The organism is Streptomyces sp. NPDC096132, assembly GCF_044763345.1.
Taxonomy (GTDB): domain Bacteria; phylum Actinomycetota; class Actinomycetes; order Streptomycetales; family Streptomycetaceae; genus Streptomyces.
In genome coordinates this window covers 1-21,492 of sequence record NZ_JBIWGA010000053.1, presented here as the reverse complement: position 1 = coordinate 21,492, position 21,492 = coordinate 1, and the positions used below count along the sequence as shown (strand labels likewise).

Here is a 21,492-nt window from a genome sequence, read left to right as displayed (position 1 = left end):
CCCGCCGGGCCGGCTCCCTTCGCACGCGTACATCTTTGATCTGAGTGGCACGGAGGCCCCTCTTGCCCTTCAACACCGCCGAGCATGAGCGGTTCTCGCGTCCGGTGGCAGTGGTGGCGTCGGTGGTGTCCGTCGTCATCGCCCTTGTTCTCATCACCGCGGCGGCCGGGGACGCGCTGCTCGGCTTCGCCGACTTCTGGTGCGGTGTGATCGCGCTGCTGTCCTTCACCGGGGCGGTGGTGTGGGGGCAGATCTCCATCGACCGGCGAGTTCTGACGCCTCGTCATCGGCTGTGGGCGCAGGCGGTGCACCGGGCTGTGGGCGTCCTCGGCCTCGGTTCGCTCGCCCTGCATGTCGTCGCGAAGATCGCCTGCGGTCAGGCGTCGCCCGCGGCCGTGGTGCCGTTCGCCGAATCGCGCGGGCGGTTCCTGGTCGGACTGGGCGCGCTGGCCCTGTATCTGATGCTGGCGGCGGCGGTGACGGGCGCGGCGCGCAGCGTGTTCGTCGAGCGGCAGCACCCCAGGCGGTGGCGGTGGCTGCACGGCGCCGCCTATCTGGGGTGGGGCTCGGCCCTGGTGCACGGCCTGAAAGCCGGACGGCCGGTGTCGACGCCGTGGGTGACGGTCGGCTACGGGGCCTGTCTGCTGGCCGTCGTGGCCGTGTTGGTCTGGCGCGCGGTCCGGCCCGCGTCGGCCGGGCTCCGGCCGGCGACGACACCGCTGCTCGGGCCCGGGCGCGGGCACCGGCGCGCGGGCCGGGCCGGGGGCAACAGGCGGGCGGGCCGCGGGCGTGAGATGGTCCCCGCCTCGGCACGGCTCGAACCACTCCCCGTGCCGCCGCCCCGGCCGCAACCGGCAGCGGGCCAAGGGGCCGAGCCGGAACCCATCGCGCTCCCCTTCTCGCCACCGCTCCGATCGCCGCACCCCCAGCCAGGGGCACTGGGCCGGATACCTTCGCCCCGTCCCGCGCAGGACTTCCTCCAGACGTGGCCGGGCACACCGGTCGACCGACCACATCCCCCGCAGTCGGCAACACCCGCACCGACGCCGCCCGGCCCGGCGCAGGACTTCCTGCAGACGTGGCCGGGCACACCGCTGCATCAGCCCTCATCCGTCACCCCCGCACACATGCCGCAGCCGGTTCAGCAGCCGCAGCTCCCGAATCCCGTCGCCCCCGTACACATGCCGCACCCCGATCCCTCTCAGGACCTCCAGGCACGGCCAGGCACGCCCGTCGGCCGGCCCCACGACACCTGGCACTCCGCGCTGCCCCAGGACACCACCGAGATGCCCACGCCGTTCACAGGCGGACGCCGGTGATCCCGCTGTTCGCACAGCGGCGCGCGCGCAGCGCCGCGCCCGAGCCCGCTGCGGCCGTCCTGTCCCTCAGCCCGGGCGCCACCCGCCTGACCGCGGGCCTGCACCCGCGACGCTCCCAGCAGCGCCTGGACCACGGTGCCCACCTGTCGGCGCACGGCCCGCTCCCCGCCCCCGGCGAACTCCGGCTCGCTGAACTGCACGCACTCACCGAGCAGATCGCCCTGCGCGAGCAGGGCGGCACAGGCCTCCCCTTCCACCGGACACTGCGCTCCGTCATCGACTCGACCCGGCGACACGGACTGCCCGCCGCCGTCGTCGTCAACGCGACGCAGGGGGAGCCACCGAGCCGCAAGGACGAGACGCTGCTGCGCCGCGCGCCCCATCTGGTGCTCGACGGCGCTCTGCTGACTGCGGCCGCCCTCAACGCCCAGCAAGTGGTGATCGGAGTCTCCCATGCGGCGGCGGAGGCAGCGGTCAGAGCCGCGGTCGCCGAACGGCAACCGCGCCACCGCTCCCGGAGATCCTCGGTGCGCGTCGTGCGGCTGCCCGAGCGATTCGTGACGGGAGAGAGCGACGCCCTCCTACGCGACCTCGGAGGGGGGCCACCGACCCCGACCGGCCGCAAGGGGCGCCCCTCGAACGCGGGCGTCGACGGACTGCCGACACTGCTGTCGAGCGCCGAGACATGGGCGCGGCTGGCGGTCGCGGCACGGACGGGCGCGGCACGCTACGCGGCTGTCGGGGAACCGGGTGAGCCGGGAACGTTCCTGTCCACGGTGACCGCGTACACCACCGGCAGCAGACGCCTCGCCCAGACCGTGGTGGAGGCGCCCGTAGGAGTTCCGCTGCGCGTCCTGCTGGAACGGTGCAGAACCGACGTCGGACAGGCCGTGCTGATCGGCGGCTACCACGGAGCCTTTCTCTCGCGCCGGGCGGCGAACACCGCGCTGATGTCGCGCCGCGGAATCGAAGCGGCCGGCGCCACGTTCGGAGCGGGCGAGGTGATCCGGCTGCCCGAGGAGACCTGCCCGCTGGGAGAGACGGCACGGGCGGCGCACTGGCTGGCGGCGGAGGCGGCCGCCCAGTGCCGGCTCTGCTTCCGCAGACGGTCGGCGATCGCGACGGCCCTGGACTACCTCCTCCACGGCGGAGGCAACGCGGCGATGGAACGACTGCGCGGACAGGCGGCCGCGGCACGGGGCCGGGGCGCCTGCTCCCATCCCGACGGATCGGCGAAGTTCGTGATCTCGGCGCTGTCGACCTTCGCCGACGACCTGGCGGCGCACGCCCGGGGCAGGGGATGCGGGCGAGGGGTGCTGGGGGCGTTGCCGCTACCCGGAGGCCCGGAGACGGTGGGGGCGGGGGCCGACGACCGGTTCGGGGTGGACTGGACGCTCTGCGACGGCCATGGGTTGTGCGCGGACGTGGTGCCGGAGCTGATCCAGATGGGATCGGACGGCTATCCGGTCGTGTCCACCGCGACCATTCCCCCGTATCTGGCGGCCCGAGCGAAGGCCGCGGTGCGCCGGTGCCCGGCGCTGGCCCTGCGCATCGAAGGAAGCCCTTCCGGCCGGTGACGCCCCTGGGGCGACGTGCGGCTCCCGCTCAGCGGCGGCGCTGCGCGGGCACGTGCGGACGTGGCCGCAGGCAGGCCGGGCACTCGTCGAGCCTCAGCCGGGCCCAGGTCCGCCAGCCCGCCTCACCACGCGTCGTCGTGACGTCGTCGGACAGCGTTTCCACGATGCCCAAGCCCCACCCGTGTTCGTCCTCGTCGAGTTCGAGCCGCGGCACGACGGGACTCCGGGGCGCCCCGGAGTCCGCGACCTCGATCTGCAGGACGGTCGTGTCCAGTGACAAAAGGACCGACAGTTCCGAACGGCCGTGCCGTACGGCGTTGGCAGCCAGCTCCCCGATGACCAGCAGCGCGGCGTTCTGCACGTCGACGGCTATCCCCCAGGTGACCATCCTGGTCGATGCCCAGGTCCGCACCGAGGCGACTCTGCAGGCCTCGGCCGGTACCGCCAGGGCCGCGCTGCTGGTCACCGCGTCACGACCGGCCGGGTGGCTCGCTCCAACTGCTGGATGACCGAGGTGTAGGCCTCGCCGGTGGCGTGGTGGAGGCCGATCTCGCAGGTCCGGTTCGCGCTGAGATGGGCCTGTGCGTCGAGTTTCCCGACCTCGTCCGCCTCGGGCGCGGTGGCACTCTCCGTCAGCTCCTGGTGCAGGAAGCCGCGGTCGCCGGCGAACCCGCAGCAGGACTCGTCGATCGGCTGGACGACGGTGTCGGCGACCGCCTGCGCCACGGCCTTCAGGGCCGAGCCGCTGTCGGTCTGGTGCATCGAGCAGGTGGTGTGCACCACCGCCGTCGGGACCCGTTCGGTCACCGTCAGGTGCGGCAGCAGTTCCTGCTGGGCCCAGTCGACGGCGTCATGGATGGTCAGCTTGCTGTGGCGGTGCCGGTCGGACGGGCTCAGGTGGGGCACCACGTCGCGCAGGGCACCGAGCGAGCAGGAGGAGGCGTCCATGACGACCGGCAGCCGTCCTTCGTCGCTCCATCGCCACAGCCGGTCCACGAGTACCGCCGCCATGGCGTCGTGCCCCTTCTCGTAGCCCTTGCTGTGCCAGATGGTGCCGCAGCAGGTGCCTGCCACGTCGTCGGGGATCCACAGTGGCCTGTCGGCCCGCTCCCCGAGCGTCACGAGGGCCTGGACCACCGTCGGCCCGCTCTCGCCCGAGGGCACGCCGAAGATGCGGTTGACGCAGGCGGGCACGTAGACGGCGTGCGCCTGCTCCCGTCGGGTGGCGGGCAGCCGTTTCGGGGCGGCTTCCGGTACCTCGGGCAGCCAGGCGGGGATCTGCTCGGCGCCCAGTACGGCACGGGCCGCGGAGGTGACGGCCCGCAGGGGCGCGTCACCGGCGACGTCCGCGGTCCGCCGGGCGACACCCACGGCAAGCCGGGCGGCCCCCTCCAGACCTGCGAAGTGGCGGGCGGCCCAGGTGGCGGCACGCTCGGCGAAGGGGCCGTGCTGGGCGTGCCGCAGCTTCTTCATCGCGGCGCCGGTGTCGATGTTGACGGGACAGCTCACGGCGCAGCTCGAATCCCCGGCGCAGGTGTCCACGGCGTCGTAGGCGTAGTCCCGGGTGAGGGAGAGCACGAGCGGGGAGTCGGCCCGGTGGCGGGCCATCTCCCGCTGGAGCACGATGCGTTGGCGGGGCGTGGTGGTCAGGTCGTGGCTGGGACAGGCCGGTTCGCAGAAGCCGCACTCGATGCACGGGTCGAGGGCCGCGTCGATCGGGGGCAGTGCCTTGAGGTTGCGGACGTTGGCGTCCGGGTCGTGGTCCAGGATCACGCCCGGGTTCAGGATGCCGTGCGGATCGAGGGCGGCCTTGAGGCGCCACATCAGGGCGACGGCGACGTCGCCCCACTCCTGGGTCACGAACGGGGCCATGTTGCGTCCGGTGCCGTGCTCGCCCTTGAGCGCGCCCTGGTACGTGTTGAGCACCAGGTCGGCGAGATCCTGCATGCAGGTGCGGTAGCGGCTCACGTCCTCGGGCGAGGAGGGGTCGAGCATGAGCGGGAAGTGCAGGTTTCCGGCGGAGGCGTGCCCGGCGATGGGCGAGGCGAAGCCGTGGGACTTCAGGAGCTGGAACAGGTCACGGGCGGCGTCGGCGACCCGGTGCGGGGGGACGCAGACGTCCTCGACCAGCAGCACGGTGCCCGGCGGGCGGGTGCTGCCGACAGCGGTGAGCAGGCCCTTGCGGACCCGCCAGTACCCGCCGGCGGTGGCCGAGTCGCGGGTGAACTCCCCCACCACGGGAACGGGTGAGGCGGCCAGCACCGCCTCGGCGCGCTCCTGCTGGGCTTTGAGGTCATCGAGATCGGCGGCCCGGAACTCCACCAGCAGTGCGGCGTCCTCCGCGTCCTCGGTGAGCTCGGCGAGCCAGCCGGGAGCTCCGGTGACGGTGGAGGTGGAGCGCAGGGACGGGGCGTCCAGAAGCTCGACAGCATGGGCACCGGCCTCGACCAGAGGAGGGACGAGGGCGGCCGCCTCGTTCAGACCCGGCAGGCGCAGCAGCGCGGTGGAATGATGGCGGCCGAAGGGCACGGTGTCGAACACGATCTCGTCGAGGAAGCCGAGGGTGCCCTGGGAGCCGACCATGAGCCCGCGCAGGATCGCGGCGGGGGTGTCGGCGTCGAGGAAGGCGTCCAGGCGATAGCCGTTCGTGTTCTTGATGGAGAACTTGGCCCTGATGCGGTCGCACAGCTCCGGGTCGGCCTCAAGCTCCTTCTTGATGGCCAGGAGCTCGCGGGTCAGGACGGGTTCGGCGCTCGCGAGACGTTCGTCGGCGTCGGGGGCGGCGGTGTCCACGACGGTGCCCGAAGCGAGGACGACGCGCAGGGAGCGCACCGTGTGGTAGGCGTTGCGCACCACTCCGCACGACATCCCGCTGGCGTTGTTGGCGACCACACCGCCGAGGGTGGCGGAGGCGCTGCTGGCGGGGTCCGGGCCGAGCATCCGGCCGTGCCGGGCGAGCTGCGCGTTGGCCCGCGCGATCACGGTCCCCGGGCGGGAGCGCAGTACCCGGCCGTCCTCCTCGACCACGGCTCCGGCGAAGTGCCGGCGCACGTCCACCAGGATGCCCGACCCCTGGGACTGCCCGTTGAGGCTGGTCCCCGCGGCGCGGAAGGTCACCGGCAGGTCGTGGCGAGAGGCGAAGCGCAGGACGGCCGCGACATCCGCCGCGTCGCGCGCCATCACGACCACACGGGGCAGGTAGCGATAGGGGCTCGCGTCGGAGGCATAACGGGCGAGGTCACTGGGACGGGAGAGCACCTGCTCCGTACCCACCAGGGCAGCCAGCCCGTCCCGCAGCCACGGCGAGGTGGCGACGGGGGTGTCGTCCGCCCCGCCGGCCGCTCGGCCGGTGGGCAGCGCGGCGCGCAGCCGAGCCAGCTTCTTCATGTCGTCTCTCCTGAGATGTACGTGCGAACCGTCGGCCGGCGGTCAGCGGCCGCGGGCTTGCTCAGCGGCCGGGGCGCCGAGTCGGACTCGCGGGCCTCGGCCTGCGGGTGAGGAGCGCCCAAGGACCGGGGCATCCACGGCCGTCGTGCTCCTCGGCGACAGTGCGGGCTGCGGTCCCTTCGAGTCTGTATCCGTGGCAACCTGGCTGCTATGTTGCATTCACTCAAGAGCGGGGGGTTGAGTGAGGGAATAGCACAAAGGCATCCCGTCCTCGGCAGGAGTGAACATGGTGCGAACAGGCGCAGGTGCCGGGAAACGACCGGTCGTGGAAGCCCCGGCCTCGGCCACTCTCGCCTCTCTGCTGGCCGCCGTCGGCGACACCCTGCTGAGGCCGCTTGAGGCCCCCCTCGGCCTGGACGTCCCGGTGGACGAGCTGGAGATCCTCGACCCGCCCCACGCGGTCAGCGCTGTCCCCCATACGATGCTGTTCGGAATCGGCCTCAGCCCTGACTCCCCCGACGCGGAAGCGACCCTCCGCATGGCCGCCAAGGCCGGGTGCACGGCCCTGGTCGTCAAACTCCACGGCGAGGACCCGACCGGCTTGCGCTCACGCGCGCGCGAGGAGGGCGTCGCTCTGCTGGCGGCGGACGACGAGGTGAATTGGCGTCATCTGGACAGCCTTCTCTCCGCGGTTCTCTCCACCCGGTCGGGGCAGAGCACGACGGGCGACGACGGGGAATGGGACGACCTGTTCGACCTCGCCAACGCGACCGCCGCCCAGCTGCGCGGGGCGGTGGCGATCATGGACGATCGCTATCGGATCATCGCGTACTCCACGATCTCGGGTCATCCCACCGACGAAGCAAGGCGCCAGGGGATTCTCGGCCGGGAAGTCCCCCAGGCCTTCCGCGCCCTGCACGCCGACCCCCGATTGCGGCAGCGCCCCCGACCCGTGCGGTTCACCGGACACGGAGCCCTGCCACGCGTCGCCGTCGGCATCCTGGCCGGCCGCGTCGTGCTGGGGTCTCTCTGGGTCATCGACGCCGACCGCAGCCTGGGGCCGGAGGAGGAGCGGACGCTGCAGGACGCCGCGGACCTCGCGGCCCTGCGTCTGCTGCGTCACCGCAACTCCCGTGACATGGCACGCCGCGCTCGTGAACAGGCACTACGCAGTGCTCTCCTGGGCGAGGAGCTGCCCCACACCGGACCGCTGGGCTCCCCCGGCCCCGGATTCGTCGTCGCCGCCTTCGAGCACGCGGAGATGGAGAGCGACGTCAGCGAACCCGAGATGGCCCACATCATCGAGCTGATCACCAGCTTTGCGCAGGTCCAGCACTTCAGGGCGAGTGCGGTCCAGCTCGACGGAGTGGTCTACACGCTGCTGCCCGCCGACCCGTCCACGGCCGGCGCGGTGGGCAGAGAACTGGCGGAGAGTGTCCTGGAGCGTATCCGGGTCTTGCTGGGGGTGCGGCTGCGTGCCGGAATCGGCGGCCACACGCCCGCCCTGTCCGCGGTGCAACGCTCACGCCAGGAGGCCGACGCCGCACTCGGCGTGCTGGCCCACCGCGGACAGGACCATGCGGTCGCGGACTTCCAGGAGGTGCGTGCGGACTCGTTCTTCCTGCGACTGCGCGCGGATCTCGACACCTTCGACGAAGTGCGGCTCGTCGGTCTGGAGGCGATGCGGGAGCACGACGAACACAACGGCACGGAGTACACCCGCACCGTCTACGCCTACTTGCGGTGCCTGGGCGACAGCGCCCGAGCGGCGGCCGAGATGTACGTGCACCCGAACACCCTGCGCTATCGCATCAAGCGAGCCGGGGAGCTCTTCGGCATCGACCTGGAGGACCCCGACGAGGCCCTGCTGCTCTGGCTCCGGCTTCGGCTCCTGCACTGACACCTCCGTCCTCACGGTTCGAGCCGATGCGCGGGTTGCTCACGCAGGCGCAACTGCAGCCACAGCACCAGGGCAAGATCGGGATCGGTAAGGTCGAGGTGGAAGAGTTCGTTCACGCGCCGGATGCGGTAGCGCAACGTGTTCGGGTGGATGAACAGGCGCTCGACGGTCCGGGCCGTGTCGCCCACACACTCCAGATACGTCTGGACGGTGGTGGTGTAGTCGGTTCCGTTGCGTGCGTCGTGGTCGAGCATCTGACGCAGACCGGGCAGCGGGATGAAGTCGTTGTCGGTGAGGCGGGATCGCAGCCGTAGGAAGAAGGACTCGGCTCGCACCTCGTGGACGTCGGCGAAGCCGTGACTTGCGGAGCGATGGGCGAGCACCTGCAGAACGGTGTCGGCGTCCTGGCGTGAATCAGGGACATCGGCCAGGCGCCCGACGTGGCTGCCGACGCCCGCGCGGATCGGGACACCGAGGAGGGAATGGATGCGGTCCACGACAGCGCCGGCCAGGTCGCGGGCCTCGTCGGGCCCGGTGGGCAGCAGCGTGTAGATCACGTCGTCCAACTGGACCGTGGTGGCTTTGGAATGGCACAACCGGGCGTAGTTCGTGATCAGTTCGGCGATCTGCACGACGCTGCCGACCGCATCGCCCCGCTCGCTGTCGGCGATGTCGAAGCCGACCACGACGAAGGTCTGGGCGCGACCGAACACGTCGCCCTGGGCGGGCCCGTGGCCGCGCAGCAGATTGCGCAGGGCCTTCTCACGGATGCGACGGGGAATGTCGGTGGAGTTGCGGTACTGGAGCAGGTGCAGTGCGGCCAGCCGGGTCGCCGCCGCCAGGGCTTCGGCCGCGCGGGCGTCCAGCGAACCGGTTTCGTCGATCGCCCAGACGGAGCCGAGCACGTTGGGGCCGGCCTTGATGGCCATGGCCAGGCGGGGGAGCGCGCCGGGATTGACGATGCGGATGGGGCTGCTGCTGTGCCAGACGCGCGGGTCGGCGTGCGAGCGGCGGAATTCCTCCGGGACATGGCGGCCGAGGATGCCCGCCTGGCGGACTTCGTCGATGACCTGACCGGGCACCGTGGAGTAGGCCAGCACGCTCTGCTGCGTATCCATGATCGCGATGGCGCCGCCCACCTGGAGCGCGGCGGCGTTGGCCAGCGCGAAGAGGTCGCCGAGTTCGACCTCGTCCGCCGACGAGGTGCCCGAGTTGCCCTGTGTGCCGATGACGGCGGAGAGCAACGCGTCCAAGTGGCGCCAACTGACACGGTCGTCGGCGGCCAGGAGAGCGATGCCGTTGGTGCGGGCCAGGCGGCGCAGTTCGTCGGTGTCGTCGCCGTGCACCTTGACGACCAGGCCCGCACAACGGGCCTCGCCGGCGAGGCGCACGGCGCGACGCGCCTCGGCGGAGCCGGGACGCAGCCCGATGCCGAGCAGGAGGGTGCGCGGGCCGTCCGCGTCCAGTTGGGCGGGGTCGAGGATCTCCGGTTCGCTGACCGGGATGTCCAGCCCGGCCGGGGCTTCCAGCAGGGTGAGCACCGTGGTGCCCACCGCTTCCAACAGAGAGGCGAGAGTGGCCGCGCCACCTCGCGGATCGCTCGCTGGTGCCATCGACATCAGTGTCCTCGGGCCCTTGTGTATGTGCACCAAATCTACTCAACCGGCTGAGGGATTTCACCATGGTGAACAGCAGCGGCTGTGGCCATTCTGGACGGGTCCCAGCGGCCGGCGTTGCGGGAGTTGAACACGTCAAGCCGGCTCCTAGGAGGTTCCGTGACCGTGCGCCAGGCCGTGGTGACTTTCATTTCGGGGCGGCGGTGAAGTGGACACCCCGAAGTGGAGGACGTACCCATGCGGAAGACCAGCAGGTTCATCGCGCTCTGTGTGACCGCTGCCCTCGGCGTCGCCGGCTGCGGTGATTCAGTGGGCGGCAGCTCGGACGAAGGGCCCATCAAGATAGGCCAGATCGCCTCGCTGACGGGGAACTACACCCCGCTCGGCCAGAACAACAAGCTCGGCGCGCAGCTGGCGGTCGACCAGATCAACGCCGCGGGCGGCGTCCTGGGCAGGAAGCTGCAGATCACGGTCAAGAACGACGAGAGCGACCCGCAACAGGCCATCGCCGCCTTCAACAGCCTCGCCACCGACGGCGCCGCCGCGTTCGTCGGAACTCCCTTCTCGAACGCGGCACTTGCCGTCGAACCGCTGGCCAAACAGCGGAAGATTCCCTACGTCTCGCCCGCCGCCGCCGACCAACAGGTCGAGCCGGCCTCTCCCTACGTCTACATGACCCCGCCCACCGCCGGCGCGGTCGCCGAGCAGCTCCTCAAGTACTTCCAGGCGGTCGGCATGACCAAGATGGCGGTCGCCTACGACACCAAGAACTCCTTCGCCCAGACGGGCTGGGAGAAGATGAAGGCGAAGGCCGCCCAGTACGGCATCGACTTCGTGGCCACCGAGACGTTCACCACCACCCAGACCGACTTCACGGCGGTGTTCCAGCACGTGCGGGGCAGCGGCGCCAAGGGCCTGATGGTGTGGGCCACCGGCGCGCCGGCGGTCATCCTCGCCAAGCAGTTCGCGGCCGCGAGCATGGGGGGCATGAAGCTGGTCTTCAGCCACGCCGAATCCAGCTCGCTGTTCACGAAACCGGTGGGCGCAGCGGGTGAGGGCATCATCGTGGCCAGCTCGTTCGGCACCATCGGCAACGACCTGCCGGATTCCAAGCTCAAGGACTCCGTGGTGAAGATGGTCGAACCGTTCCAGAAGGCCAACGGCGACTACCCGCCCGGGTTCGCCTTCGACAGCTACTGCGCCGTCCAGCTCATCGCGGCGGCCATCAAGAAGGCGGACAGCGCCGATCCCGAGAAGATCGCGGCCGCCCTCGACGAACTGACCCTGCTGACCCCTCAGGGCACCTACGAGTACACCTCGAGCGACCACGCGGGGCTCGGATCCGACCAGGTCGCCGTCAACACCGTCACCAACGGACAGATCGTCCCGACCGACTGGACCAGGCAGCAGCTCGAGACCAGCCTGTCGCAGTGATCCGGCGGGAGGCCGAAGACATGCTCACGACCGAGAACCTGGCGCGGTCCTTCGGCGGGGTGTTCGCCGTGGACGACGTCACGACGTCGGTGTCACCAGGCGAACTGCGCGGGATCATCGGCCCCAACGGGGCCGGCAAGTCGACCCTGTTCAACCTGATCGGCGGTCACCTGGCGCCCAGCCACGGCCGGATCACCTACCGAGGCGAGTCTCTCGCGGGCATGGCACCGCACCGCCGTGCCCGCGAGGGCATCGCCATCGTCTTCCAGGGCGCCCGGCTGTTCCGCGGCATGACCGCCCTGGAGAACGTCATGGTCGGGGCCCACGCCATGACGCACCACGGATTCGTCTCGGCCGCCCTCCGGCTGCCCGGGCATCGACGCGAGGAGCGGCTCATCGCCGAGCGCGCCGAGGCGGCTCTGGAGCGGGTCGGGCTCACCGACTTCACCGACGTCCAGGCCGAGTCTCTTCCTCTCGGGCAGCAGCGTCGGCTTCAGGTGGCGCGCGCCCTGTGCGGGGAGCCGGCCCTGCTGCTGCTCGACGAACCGGCGTCCGGGCTGCGCCAGCAGGAACGGCAGTCGCTCGCCGCCCTGCTCCACGAACTGCACGAGGAGGGCATCACGATGCTCCTCATCGAGCACGACGTCGGCTTCGTCATGAACCTCGCGGACCGGATCACGGTCCTCGACCTCGGCAAGGTCATCGCCGAGGGAACACCCGTGGAAGTGAGCCGTGACCCACAGGTCATCTCCGCCTACCTCGGCCGGGAGAACAGCGGTCAGGAGAACAGCAGCCAGGAGAACAGCGGTCAGGAGAACAGCAATGCTCCAAGTCGATGACCTCGTCGTCCGCTACGGGTCGGCAACCGCCCTCGACGGCGTCAGTCTCCACGTCGGCCGCGGTGAGATGGTCGCCCTCGTCGGCCCCAACGGGGCCGGCAAGTCGACCTTGATGAACGCCCTGTCCCGGATCGTGCGGCCGGCCGGCGGCACGATCCACCTCGACGGGCGGCTCGCCCACGTGCCGGAGGGCCGGCAGGTCTTCGCCGACCTGTCCGTGGAGGACAACCTGCGGCTGGGCGCCTGGCGCTCCCGCAACCGTGATCCACGGCGCATCTACGAGATCCTGCCCCGCCTCGCCCATATGCGGGGGCGATTGGCCGGCACGCTGTCCGGCGGGGAGCAGCAGATGGTCGCGGTCGGCCGGGCGCTCATGGCCGACCCCGACCTGCTCGCGATCGACGAGCTGTCGCTCGGCCTCGCACCCCTGGTGGTCGCCGACCTGGCGCGCCACCTGACGGAACTCAATTCCGGGCAGGGCACGGCGATCCTGCTCGTCGAGCAGAACGCCAGGCTCGCCTTCGACCTGTGCGAGCGGGCCTATGTGATCGAGTCGGGGCGGATCGTCGCGGAGGGGCCCAGCGGGGATCTCGCCCGTAGTCCGGAGGTCGCGCGCGCCTACCTCGGCGGGATCACCAGCACCGGTTCGCCGACTCACCTGGAGAACTCAACCCAATGAGCTCCTTCCTCGCCTATCTGGTGTCCGGCATCGCGCTCGGCTGCACGTTCGCCCTCGTCGCCAGCGGCTTCGTGATGATCCACAGGGTCACCGGCGTGGTCAACTTCGCGCAGGGCACCTTCGCCGTCGTCGGCGGCATGGCCGCGGCGCAGCTGCTGGGCGACGGCCTCCCGCACGGCGTCGCGGAAGCGGTGGCGCTGGTGGCGGCGGGCGCGCTGGGTCTGCTCATCGGGGTGATCGCGATCGGCAAGCCGGGCACCCCACCCCTGACCTCGGTCATCATCACCCTGGGTCTCGCCATCGGCGCCTACGCCGCGGAGGTGGTGATCTTCGGCGACCAGCCGTTGTCGTTCACCATGGCGGACGGCGCCGCGGATTTCCTCGGCGCGCACGTGCAGTGGCAACGGTTCGTCATCATCGGTGTCACAGTGGTGAGTTACGCGGTGCTGGCCCTGTTCTTCGGCCGTACCTACGTCGGCAAGGCGCTGACCGCCTGCTCGTCCAACCCCTACGCGGCCCGGCTGTCCGGCATCGACCCCACGCGGATGGGCCTGCTGGCCTTCACGATCGGCGGCCTTCTCGGAGGCCTCGCCGGGATCCTGATCACCCCCGTCCAGCCGCTCTCCTTCGACTCCGACGCCCTGCTCGCCGTCAACGGTTTCGCGGCGGCCGTCTTCGGCGGGCTGATGCGCCCCTGGACGGCGCTGCTCGGCGCGCTCGTGCTGGGTGTCTCCGAGTCGATGGTCGGGGGCTACATCAACGCGTCCTACGAAATCGAGGTTGCCTTGGCGCTCATGCTCGCCATCATGGTGTGGCGCTCCGCCCGTACGCCGGCCATGGCCGAGGAGGCGGTGTGATCCGCCGCGCGACACCCGCCGGGCTGGTGGGCGCCGGCCTCGCCGTCGCTGCCGCCACCGTCACCGCGGTGCTGCCACTGTTGCTGGACACGCCACAACTCACCGTCTACACAGAGCTGTTGCTCTCCGCGGTGGTGACCGCCGGGGTGTCGCTGCTGCTCGGTTACGCCGGGCAGATCTCCCTCGGCCACGGCGCCTTCTACGCCGTGGGCGCCTACACCGCGGCGCTGATGGCGATCCACGGCCTGCCGACCCTGCTCGGGCTGGCCTGTGCGCCGCTCGTCGCGGGGCTGCTCGGTCTCCTGGTCGGCGTGCCCCTGCTGCGGCTGCGCGGGCACTATCTCGCCTTCGCCACGCTGGCCTTCCAGCTCATCGTGCTGGCGGTGATCGGGCAGGAGTCCTGGCTGGGCGGGGACATCGGCCTGAGCGGCATCCCCGCCCTCGGTATCGGCTCGCAGGAGATCACCGGGTACCGGGGCTACGCCTGGGCAGCCTGGCTGGCGCTGCTCCTGGTCATGGTGCTGACCAGGAACGTCGTACGCTCCCGTCCCGGCCGGGGCCTGCGGGCGCTGGCCACCAGCGAGATGGCGGCGGCTTCCTCCGGGGTGCCGGTGGGCCGTTACAAACTCGCGGTCTTCGGCCTCTCGGCGGCGTTCGCCGGGCTCGCCGGCGGGATCTTCGCCTTCTTCATGGCGTACCTCGCCCCTGGATCGTTCCCGGTGCTGCTGTCCATCCAGTTCGTCGTCATGGCTGTGGTGGGGGGCCTCGGCACCGTGTGGGGACCGCTGGTCGGCGCCTCGTCCATCACCCTGCTCGTGCAGTGGCTGAACGACGTCGGCGCACAGCCCGGTATGCCCGCCCACGCACCCCAGGTCTTCTCCTACGCGGTCTATGCGCTCCTGCTGGTGCTCGCCGTGCTCTTCCTCCCGCGGGGACTGGTGCCCGCGGGAGCCGACCTGCTGCGGCTGATGACACGGCGGCTCGCCCGGGAGGAGTCGGATGCTGCTGCCGGGGAGCGCGTGCCAAGTCCGCAGGGGCCGTGATCGGGGCCCCGTACGGGCCTAGAAGTTGCCGCGCTTCTCCTGCTCGCGCTCGATCGCCTCGAACAGGGCCTGGAAGTTGCCCTTGCCGAAGCCGAGCGAGCCGTGACGCTCGATGAACTCGAAGAACACCGTGGGCCGGTCGCCGATCGGCTTGGTGAAGATCTGCAGCAGGTACCCGTCCTCGTCGCGGTCGACGAGGATGCCGCGCGAGGCCAGTTCCTCGATCGGCACGCGGACGTTGCCGATGCGGGCGCGCAGCTCGGGGTCGGTGTAGTAGCTCTCCGGCGTGTCGAGGAACTCGATGCCCTTGGACCGCAGAATGTCGACGGTCCTGATGATGTCGTTGGTGGCCAGGGCGAGGTGCTGGGCGCCGGGGCTGCGGTAGAAGTCGAGGTACTCGTCGATCTGCGAACGCTTCTTGCCGACCGCCGGCTCGTTGAGCGGGAACTTCACCCGGTGGTTACCGCTGGCGACGACCTTGCTCATCAGAGCCGAGTACTCGGTGGCGATGTCGTCACCGATGAACTCGGCCATGTTGGTGAAGCCCATGACGCGGTTGTAGAAGTCGACCCACTCGTCCATGTGACCGAGTTCCACGTTGCCCACGACATGGTCGAGCGCCTGGAAGATGCGCTTGGGCTCGTCCTCGGGCTTCACATAGCCGGAGGTCCGGGCGACATAGCCGGGCAGGTAGGGACCGCTGTAACGGGAGCGGTCCACGAGGGTGTGGCGGGTCTCGCCGTACGTGGCGATGGCACCGATCCGGACCGTGCCATGTTCGTCGGTGACGTCCTGCGGCGCCTCCAGCACGGTCGCGCCCTGCGTGCGGGCGTGCTCGATGCACTTGTCGACGTCGGGCACCTCGAGAGCGATGTCGATGACACCGTCACCGTGGCGGCGGTGGTGGTCGAGCAGCGGGCTGTCCGGGTCGACGCCGCCCTTCAGCACGAACCGGATCGCACCGGAGCGGAGCACGAACGCGTGGTGGTCACGGTTGCCGGTCTCCGGACCGGAGTAGGCCACCAGTTCCATGCCGAAGACCACCTGGAAGTACAGCGCCGCCTGCGTCGCGTTGCCCACCGCCCAGACCACCGCGTCCCACCCGGTCACCGGGAAGGGGTCACCCTCGGCGTCGTACTCCACGAGCCCGACCAGCTGCTTGAGCTGCTGCAGGTCGAGTTCCGCAAGACGCTCCTGGCTCGTGAGGGTCTGTTCGATGCTCATGCGTCATCCCTTTCGATGTGCGTGTTTCCAGCGCGTGGCGGTAGAAGACACCGGGTTCCCTCAACTGCACAAGAGTCACCTTCTGAGCTGTTCAGGCTGCCCAGTTTGCCTCGCTCACAGCGGCCTCATATATACAATCTGCCTAGTTGAGAGTGGGTGATCGTCATGGCTGAGGGGCAGCCGCTGGACTCGTTGGACATCGACTTGCTGCGCTCGCTGCGGGACAACCCGCGAGCCGGGGTCCTCGAGCTGTCGCGGACGCTGGGGGTGGCCCGGGGAACGGTCCAGGCACGCCTGGACCGGATGGAACGCGGTGGGATCCTCGTCGGATTCGGCCCCGACCTGGACGTGGGCGCCGCGGGATTTCCGGTCCAGGCGTTCGTGACCCTGGAGATCGCCCAAGGCGCGCTCGAAGACGTCGCCGCCGAGCTCGCCGCCCTGCCCACGGTGCTCGAGGCGTACGCGACGACGGGAGCCTCCGACGTCCTGTGCAAACTGGCGGCCTCGTCCCACGAGGACCTCCAGGAGACCTTGCTCGCCCTGAACCGCTCCCCCACGGTGGCCCGTTCGACGAGCGTGATCGTGCTGTCGGTGGTCGTGGCGCCCAGGGTCCTGCCGCTGCTGGAGTCTCGCCATCACCGCACGCCCGGGCGGTCCCCCGCCTATCGCGACGTCCAGTGACGCCGGGCGCCGTCAGGCCTTGCTGAGCGACGCCAGCCGCGAGGCCGCCTCCTTCACCTGAACGGCGACCGACTCGACGTCGAACTCGTGCATGGCCACGACGCCGACCGAGGCGCCCGCCGCACCAGGAACCTCGAACCCCGCCGCGATCCCGGTGGCGCCCTGCTGGAGCTGTCCCGAGGTGACGCTGTACCCCAGCTCCCGAGCCCGCACGATCCCCTCCGGCTCATCCGGCAGGGGCGGCTGCAACGCGAGGATGGCGATGCCGTTCGCCCCTCGCTCCAGCGGATGCCGGACGCCGATGCGGTAGCCCACCTGGACCGGACCGGGCTGGACGGTCGGCTGCGCACCCGCCACGGGAACACACTCCCGCGCGCCGTGCGCCAACGTCAGAAAGGCGGAGGTACCGGTGGCGTCGGCGAGCTCCTGAAGCACGGGCTGAGCCGCCGGCACCAGCTGATGCTGGAACCGCCCCGCCAGGGTGGCGGCGCCCGCCCCGAGCCGTACCCGCTTGCCCTGCCGGGAGACCAACGCGTGTTCCTCCAGCGTCTGCACGATCCGGTACGCGACGGCCCGATCGATCTCCAGCTGCGCCGCCAGGTCTGCCACCGTCAGACCGTCGGCCGTCAGAGAGATCAGGTCCAGAGCCCGAAGCCCACGATCCAGACCTTGCAGGGTGGCCATCAACACCTCCGAGAGAACGGCACAACTTCTTCGGGCGCCACGTTAAGGCACGTCAGACGCACGGGCGGCGCCCGGGACCTTGACTGGGTTGTCACCCCGGACCTACCGTCAACATGTCGCTGTCATCGCACAAAAATGTGCGCTGAGCGCACAGAGGAGATAGACGTGCCGTACTACCACCAGGCCGGGGCGGTTCCGCCGAAACGTCACACCCAGCACCGGGACCCGGACGGGAACCTCTATTACGAGGAGCTGATGGGCGAGGAGGGGTTCTCCTCGGACTCCTCGCTGCTCTACCACCGGCACATCCCGTCGGCGGTGCGGGAGTACCGGGTGTGGGACCTCGGGGACCAGTCCCTGGTGCCCAACCATCCCCTGGTTCCCCGTCACCTCTCCACGCACAGCCTGTTCTCGGACGGCGAGTCCGGCATCGACGCGGTGACCGGCCGCAGGCTGCTGCTGGGCAACGAGGACGTACGACTGGCGTATGTCGTGGCCGACACGGTCAGCCCCTACTACCGCAACGCGATCGGCGACGAGTGTCTCTACGTCGAGGACGGGCGAGCACGCGTGGAGACGGTCTTCGGCGACCTCGAGGTCGGCGACGGGGACTATGTGATCGTCCCGCGGGCGACCACGTACCGGATCGTCCCGGACGGGGTCGTACGGATCTATGCGATCGAGGCGAACTCGCACATCGGACCGGCCCGCCGCTACCTGTCCAAGCACGGCCAGCTGCTCGAGCACGCGCCGTACTGCGAGCGCGACTTCCGCCTCCCGGACGGGCCGAGGCTCGTCGACGGCGAGAACGTCGAGGTGTTCATCAAGCACCGCGGCCCGGGCGGCGTCGCAGGGACCGTCCACACCCTGCCGAACCACCCCTTCGACGTCGTCGGCTGGGACGGCTGCCTCTACCCGTACGTGTTCAACATCCGTGACTTCGAGCCCCTCACGGGCCGGGTCCACCAGCCGCCGCCGGCCCATCAGGTCTTCGAGGGCCACAACTTCGTGATCTGCAACTTCGTGCCGCGCAAGGTGGACTACCACCCGCTGGCCGTCCCGGTGCCGTACTACCACTCCAACGTCGACTCCGACGAGGTGATGTTCTACTGCGGCGGGGACTACGAGGCGCGCAAGGGCTCCGGTATCGGCCAGGGCTCCATCTCCCTGCACCCGGGCGGCCACCCCCACGGCCCCCAGCCGGGCGCGATGGAACGGTCGATCGGCGCGGAGTTCTTCGACGAGCTCGCGGTCATGGTCGACACCTTCCGTCCCCTCCAGCTCGGTGAAGCCGGTCGCGCGACGGACGACGGGACGTACGCCTACTCCTGGGAGCAGAACCGATGAGCGCCCCGCCGACACCGGAGATCCCCCCGGTACTCGTCGGCCTGTTCGACGACGCGGCGGTCTTCCCGCCCGGCAGCCTCCCGATCGAGGAGGCCGTCCCGGCCCACGTGGAGCACACCCGCGGCGCCCATGCCGGACTGGTCGGGGCGTTCGTCCTCGCGGCCAAGGACGTGGACCGGCTCACCGGGCTGACCGCCGGCCTGCCCGAGGGCTCCTTCGACCTCTCGGTGACCGTCGCGCTGCCGGGTGTCTCCGACGCTGTCGCCGCGGCCCGGCGTATCCCGGCCGTGCGGCTGGTCGGGCTGGAGGTCGCCGTCCCGGACGGCATCGCCGCCGAGGCGGTCGTACCCGCGCTGGCCGAGGCGATCGAGGACGACACCGGCCTCACCGTCTATGTCGAGGTGCCGCGCGACGATCGGCGCGAGGCGCTGCTCGCCGAGCTCTCAGGGACCCCCTGTCTGGCCAAGTTCCGCACCGGCGGCGTACGCGCCGATCTCTACCCCGACGAGCACGAACTCGCGGCGGCCATCCTGTCCGCGGTGCGGGCCGGGGTGCCGTTCAAGGCGACCGCGGGGCTGCACCACGCGCTGCGCAACACCGACCCGGAGACCGGATTCGAGCAGCACGGGTTCCTCAACCTGCTCGTGGCCGCCGACGCGGCTCTGAAGGGCGCCGAGGAGGCGGAGCTGGTCGAGCTGCTCGCCGACCGCGACGGCGACCGGGTCGCCGAGCGGGTGCGCGCCCTGTCGCCTGAAGTCCGTGACCTGTTCCGCTCCTTCGGCACCTGCTCCGTCGCCGAACCCGCAACCGAGTCGGCCGGTCTCGGCCTGCTGCCCGCCGCGACGATCGCCGACCTGACCGAGGTGTCCGCATGACCAGCACCACCCAGTTGACCGTCCCGGCCGACTCGCTCTTCGGCCTGACCAACCTGCCGTACGGCGTCTACTCCGTGGCCGGCCAGGAGCCGCGCGTGGCGACCCGCTACGGCGACCATGTCATCGACCTGGCCGTCCTGCTGGGCGACGAGGTCTTCGCCCGGCCGAGCCTGAACGCCTTCATGGCGCGGGGCCACGCCCGCTGGGTCGAGGCCCGCGCCGACCTCACCGAGCGGCTCCGGGGCGAGGTCCCCACCGACGCTGTCCACGACCTGGGTGCGGTGACCCTGCACCTGCCGATCGAGGTCGCCGACTACGTCGACTTCTACGCCTCCGAGCACCACGCCTCGAACCTGGGCAGGCTGTTCCGGCCCGACAACCCGGACCCGCTGATGCCGAACTGGAAGCACCTTCCGGTCGGCTACCACGGCCGGGCGGCGTCCATCGTCGTCTCGGGCACCGACATCATCCGGCCTGCCGGGCAGCGCAAGGGACCCCAGGACCCGGTACCGGTCTTCGGGCCCTCGACCCGCCTGGACATCGAGGCGGAACTCGGCTTCGTCCTCGGCACCGGCAATGCCATGGGCGAGTCCATCGGCGCGGAGGACGCGGAGCGGCACATCTTCGGGGTGGTGCTCTTCAACGACTGGTCCGCGCGCGACATCCAGGCCTGGGAGTACGTCCCCCTCGGACCCAACCTGGGCAAGTCGTTCGCGTCGACGATCTCGCCGTGGGTGGTGCCGCTGCTCGCCCTGGACGCCGCCCGGGTTCCGACCCCGGTCCAGGAACCCGCCGTTCTGCCGTATCTGCGGATGGGGCAGCCCTGGGGCCTCGACGTCGACCTCACGGTCGCCTGGAACGGCCAGGTCGTCTCCCGGCCGCCGTACGCCGCCATGTACTGGTCCCCCGCCCAGATGCTGGCCCACCAGACCGTCAACGGCGCTCCCTCGCGCACGGGTGACCTGTTCGCGTCCGGCACTGTCTCGGGTCCGGAGAAGGAGCAGCGCGGTGCCTTCATCGAACTGACCTGGGGCGGAAAGGAGCCGATCACGGTCAACGGTCGGCAGCGCACGTTCCTGGAGGACGGGGACGAGATCGTCCTCACCGCCACGGCGCCGGGCGCCGACGGAACCCGGATCGGCTTCGGCGAGGCCCGCGGCCGGATCACCAGCAGCAAGCAGGAGGCGTGATGAGCAAGACGGTGGCCTCGGCCGCGGAAGCGGTCGCCGACATCACCCCGGGCAGCTCGCTCGCCGTCGGCGGGTTCGGGCTCTCCGGAATACCGGACCTCCTGATCGAGGCGCTGGCCGAGCAGGGGGCCGAAGACCTGGAGGTCTTCTCCAACAACTGCGGTGTGGACGGCATCGGACTGGGCCTTCTCCTCGACCTCGGCCGGATCCGCCGGGTCACGGCGTCCTACGTCGGCGAGAACAAGGAGTTCGCCCGCCAGTACCTCTCCGGTGAACTGGAGGTGGAGCTCACCCCACAGGGCACGCTGGCCGAGCGGCTGCGCGCGGGTGGCTCCGGCATCCCCGCGTTCTACACCCCCGCGGGCGTGGGCACGCCGGTTGCCCAGGGCGGTCTGCCGTGGAGATACGGCCAGGAGGGGAACGTGCTGGTCGCCTCTCCCGCCAAGGAGGTCCGCGAGTTCCACGGCCGCCGGTATGTCCTCGAAGAGGGCATCAGGGCCGACTTCTCACTCGTCCACGCCCGGCTCGGCGACACCGACGGGAACCTCGTCTTCAACAAGGCGACCATGAACTTCAACCCGCTCGCCGCGATGGCGGGGCGGATCTGCATCGCGCAGGTCGAGGAGCTCGTGGAGCCCGGTGCGATCGACCCCGCCGAGGTGCACCTGCCCGGCATCTACGTCCAGCGGATCGTCCACACCGGCCCACAGACCAAGCACATCGAGAAGCGGACGGTCCGGGAGGACGCTGCCTAATGCTGAAGTCAAGCCACGAGGCGAAGAGTTGGCCGGGCCTCGTAGGGGTGTCGGTCACGCAGGATGGCGTAGAGGACGTTGACCT

At 70.6% G+C, this 21,492-nt stretch carries 18 protein-coding genes; 13 read left to right on the top strand and 5 right to left on the bottom strand.

The features are described from left to right. Positions 1-62: 62 nt before the first annotated feature. Together ACIRF9_RS50415 and ACIRF9_RS50410 are read left to right on the top strand one after the other, a co-directional pair. Positions 63-1,319, top strand: coding sequence for a hypothetical protein (locus ACIRF9_RS50415; RefSeq protein ID WP_403837154.1), 1,257 nt, complete (start codon positions 63-65; stop codon positions 1,317-1,319). Beyond that, positions 1,316-2,896 carry a ferredoxin gene (locus ACIRF9_RS50410; protein ID WP_403837153.1) on the top strand — a complete coding sequence of 527 codons (1,581 nt, stop codon included), beginning with the start codon at positions 1,316-1,318 and terminating at the stop codon, positions 2,894-2,896. The genes ACIRF9_RS50415 and ACIRF9_RS50410 overlap by 4 nt, the downstream gene beginning before the upstream one ends. A 28-nt stretch (positions 2,897-2,924) precedes the next feature. Here the strand turns inward: ACIRF9_RS50410 and ACIRF9_RS50405 are convergent, their stop codons facing one another. Further along, entirely contained in the window at positions 2,925-3,362 is a 438-nt protein-coding gene (locus ACIRF9_RS50405; RefSeq protein WP_403837152.1) for an ATP-binding protein, read from the bottom strand. Further along, the gene (locus ACIRF9_RS50400) at positions 3,359-6,283 is read right to left on the bottom strand and encodes an FAD-binding and (Fe-S)-binding domain-containing protein (RefSeq protein WP_403837151.1); all 2,925 of its coding nucleotides are present in this window, start codon (positions 6,281-6,283) and stop codon (positions 3,359-3,361) included. The genes ACIRF9_RS50405 and ACIRF9_RS50400 overlap by 4 nt, the downstream gene beginning before the upstream one ends. Positions 6,284-6,569: 286 nt before the next feature. Between ACIRF9_RS50400 and ACIRF9_RS50395 the strand changes: the two genes are divergently transcribed. Continuing rightward, entirely contained in the window at positions 6,570-8,183 is a 1,614-nt protein-coding gene (locus ACIRF9_RS50395; RefSeq protein ID WP_403837150.1) for a helix-turn-helix domain-containing protein, read from the top strand. 11 nt (positions 8,184-8,194) lie between these two features. Here the strand turns inward: ACIRF9_RS50395 and ACIRF9_RS50390 are convergent, their stop codons facing one another. Further along, positions 8,195-9,796, bottom strand: coding sequence for a helix-turn-helix domain-containing protein (locus ACIRF9_RS50390; RefSeq protein ID WP_403837149.1), 1,602 nt, complete (start codon positions 9,794-9,796; stop codon positions 8,195-8,197). Between the two features lie 240 nt (positions 9,797-10,036). Between ACIRF9_RS50390 and ACIRF9_RS50385 the strand changes: the two genes are divergently transcribed. From ACIRF9_RS50385 to ACIRF9_RS50365, 5 genes are read left to right on the top strand one after another with little or no spacing between them, the layout of a single operon-like run. Beyond that, positions 10,037-11,233: an ABC transporter substrate-binding protein gene (locus ACIRF9_RS50385; protein WP_403837148.1), complete on the top strand. Its 1,197-nt coding sequence runs from the start codon at positions 10,037-10,039 to the stop codon at positions 11,231-11,233. A gap of 20 nt (positions 11,234-11,253) precedes the next feature. Beyond that, a complete protein-coding gene (locus ACIRF9_RS50380) occupies positions 11,254-12,072 on the top strand; it encodes an ABC transporter ATP-binding protein (protein WP_403837147.1) in 819 nt (272 codons plus the stop codon). After that, on the top strand, positions 12,056-12,751 hold the full coding sequence (locus tag ACIRF9_RS50375) for an ABC transporter ATP-binding protein (RefSeq protein ID WP_403837146.1): 696 nt from the start codon (positions 12,056-12,058) through the stop codon (positions 12,749-12,751). The genes ACIRF9_RS50380 and ACIRF9_RS50375 overlap by 17 nt, the downstream gene beginning before the upstream one ends. Next, positions 12,748-13,608: a branched-chain amino acid ABC transporter permease gene (locus ACIRF9_RS50370; RefSeq protein WP_403837145.1), complete on the top strand. Its 861-nt coding sequence runs from the start codon at positions 12,748-12,750 to the stop codon at positions 13,606-13,608. The genes ACIRF9_RS50375 and ACIRF9_RS50370 overlap by 4 nt, the downstream gene beginning before the upstream one ends. Further along, a complete protein-coding gene (locus ACIRF9_RS50365; protein WP_403837144.1) occupies positions 13,605-14,651 on the top strand; it encodes a branched-chain amino acid ABC transporter permease in 1,047 nt (348 codons plus the stop codon). Before ACIRF9_RS50370 ends, ACIRF9_RS50365 begins: the two co-directional genes overlap by 4 nt. An 18-nt stretch (positions 14,652-14,669) precedes the next feature. On the opposite strand, the gene hppD is transcribed toward ACIRF9_RS50365, so the two are convergent. Further along, a complete protein-coding gene (hppD, locus tag ACIRF9_RS50360) occupies positions 14,670-15,875 on the bottom strand; it encodes a 4-hydroxyphenylpyruvate dioxygenase (RefSeq protein WP_403837143.1) in 1,206 nt (401 codons plus the stop codon). A gap of 165 nt (positions 15,876-16,040) precedes the next feature. Between hppD and ACIRF9_RS50355 the strand changes: the two genes are divergently transcribed. Further along, the gene (locus ACIRF9_RS50355; RefSeq protein WP_403837142.1) at positions 16,041-16,556 is read left to right on the top strand and encodes an Lrp/AsnC family transcriptional regulator; all 516 of its coding nucleotides are present in this window, start codon (positions 16,041-16,043) and stop codon (positions 16,554-16,556) included. A 12-nt stretch (positions 16,557-16,568) separates the two neighbouring features. Here the strand turns inward: ACIRF9_RS50355 and ACIRF9_RS50350 are convergent, their stop codons facing one another. After that, positions 16,569-17,240 carry an IclR family transcriptional regulator gene (locus tag ACIRF9_RS50350; RefSeq protein ID WP_403837141.1) on the bottom strand — a complete coding sequence of 224 codons (672 nt, stop codon included), beginning with the start codon at positions 17,238-17,240 and terminating at the stop codon, positions 16,569-16,571. Between the two features lie 165 nt (positions 17,241-17,405). On the opposite strand from ACIRF9_RS50350, the gene ACIRF9_RS50345 reads away from it, so the two are divergent. Genes ACIRF9_RS50345 through ACIRF9_RS50330 form a run of 4 tightly spaced genes read left to right on the top strand, consistent with a single transcriptional unit; the run spans position 17,406 to position 21,407 of the window. Next, positions 17,406-18,587, top strand: coding sequence for a homogentisate 1,2-dioxygenase (locus ACIRF9_RS50345; protein WP_403837140.1), 1,182 nt, complete (start codon positions 17,406-17,408; stop codon positions 18,585-18,587). Next, complete coding sequence (locus ACIRF9_RS50340) at positions 18,584-19,462, top strand: hypothetical protein (protein WP_403837139.1); 879 nt, start codon at positions 18,584-18,586, stop codon at positions 19,460-19,462. Before ACIRF9_RS50345 ends, ACIRF9_RS50340 begins: the two co-directional genes overlap by 4 nt. After that, the gene (gene fahA, locus ACIRF9_RS50335; protein WP_403837138.1) at positions 19,459-20,652 is read left to right on the top strand and encodes a fumarylacetoacetase; all 1,194 of its coding nucleotides are present in this window, start codon (positions 19,459-19,461) and stop codon (positions 20,650-20,652) included. Before ACIRF9_RS50340 ends, fahA begins: the two co-directional genes overlap by 4 nt. Further along, positions 20,652-21,407, top strand: a complete 756-nt coding sequence (locus tag ACIRF9_RS50330) for a CoA transferase subunit A (RefSeq protein WP_403837137.1) — start codon at positions 20,652-20,654, stop codon at positions 21,405-21,407. Before fahA ends, ACIRF9_RS50330 begins: the two co-directional genes overlap by 1 nt. Positions 21,408-21,492 lie beyond the last annotated feature (85 nt).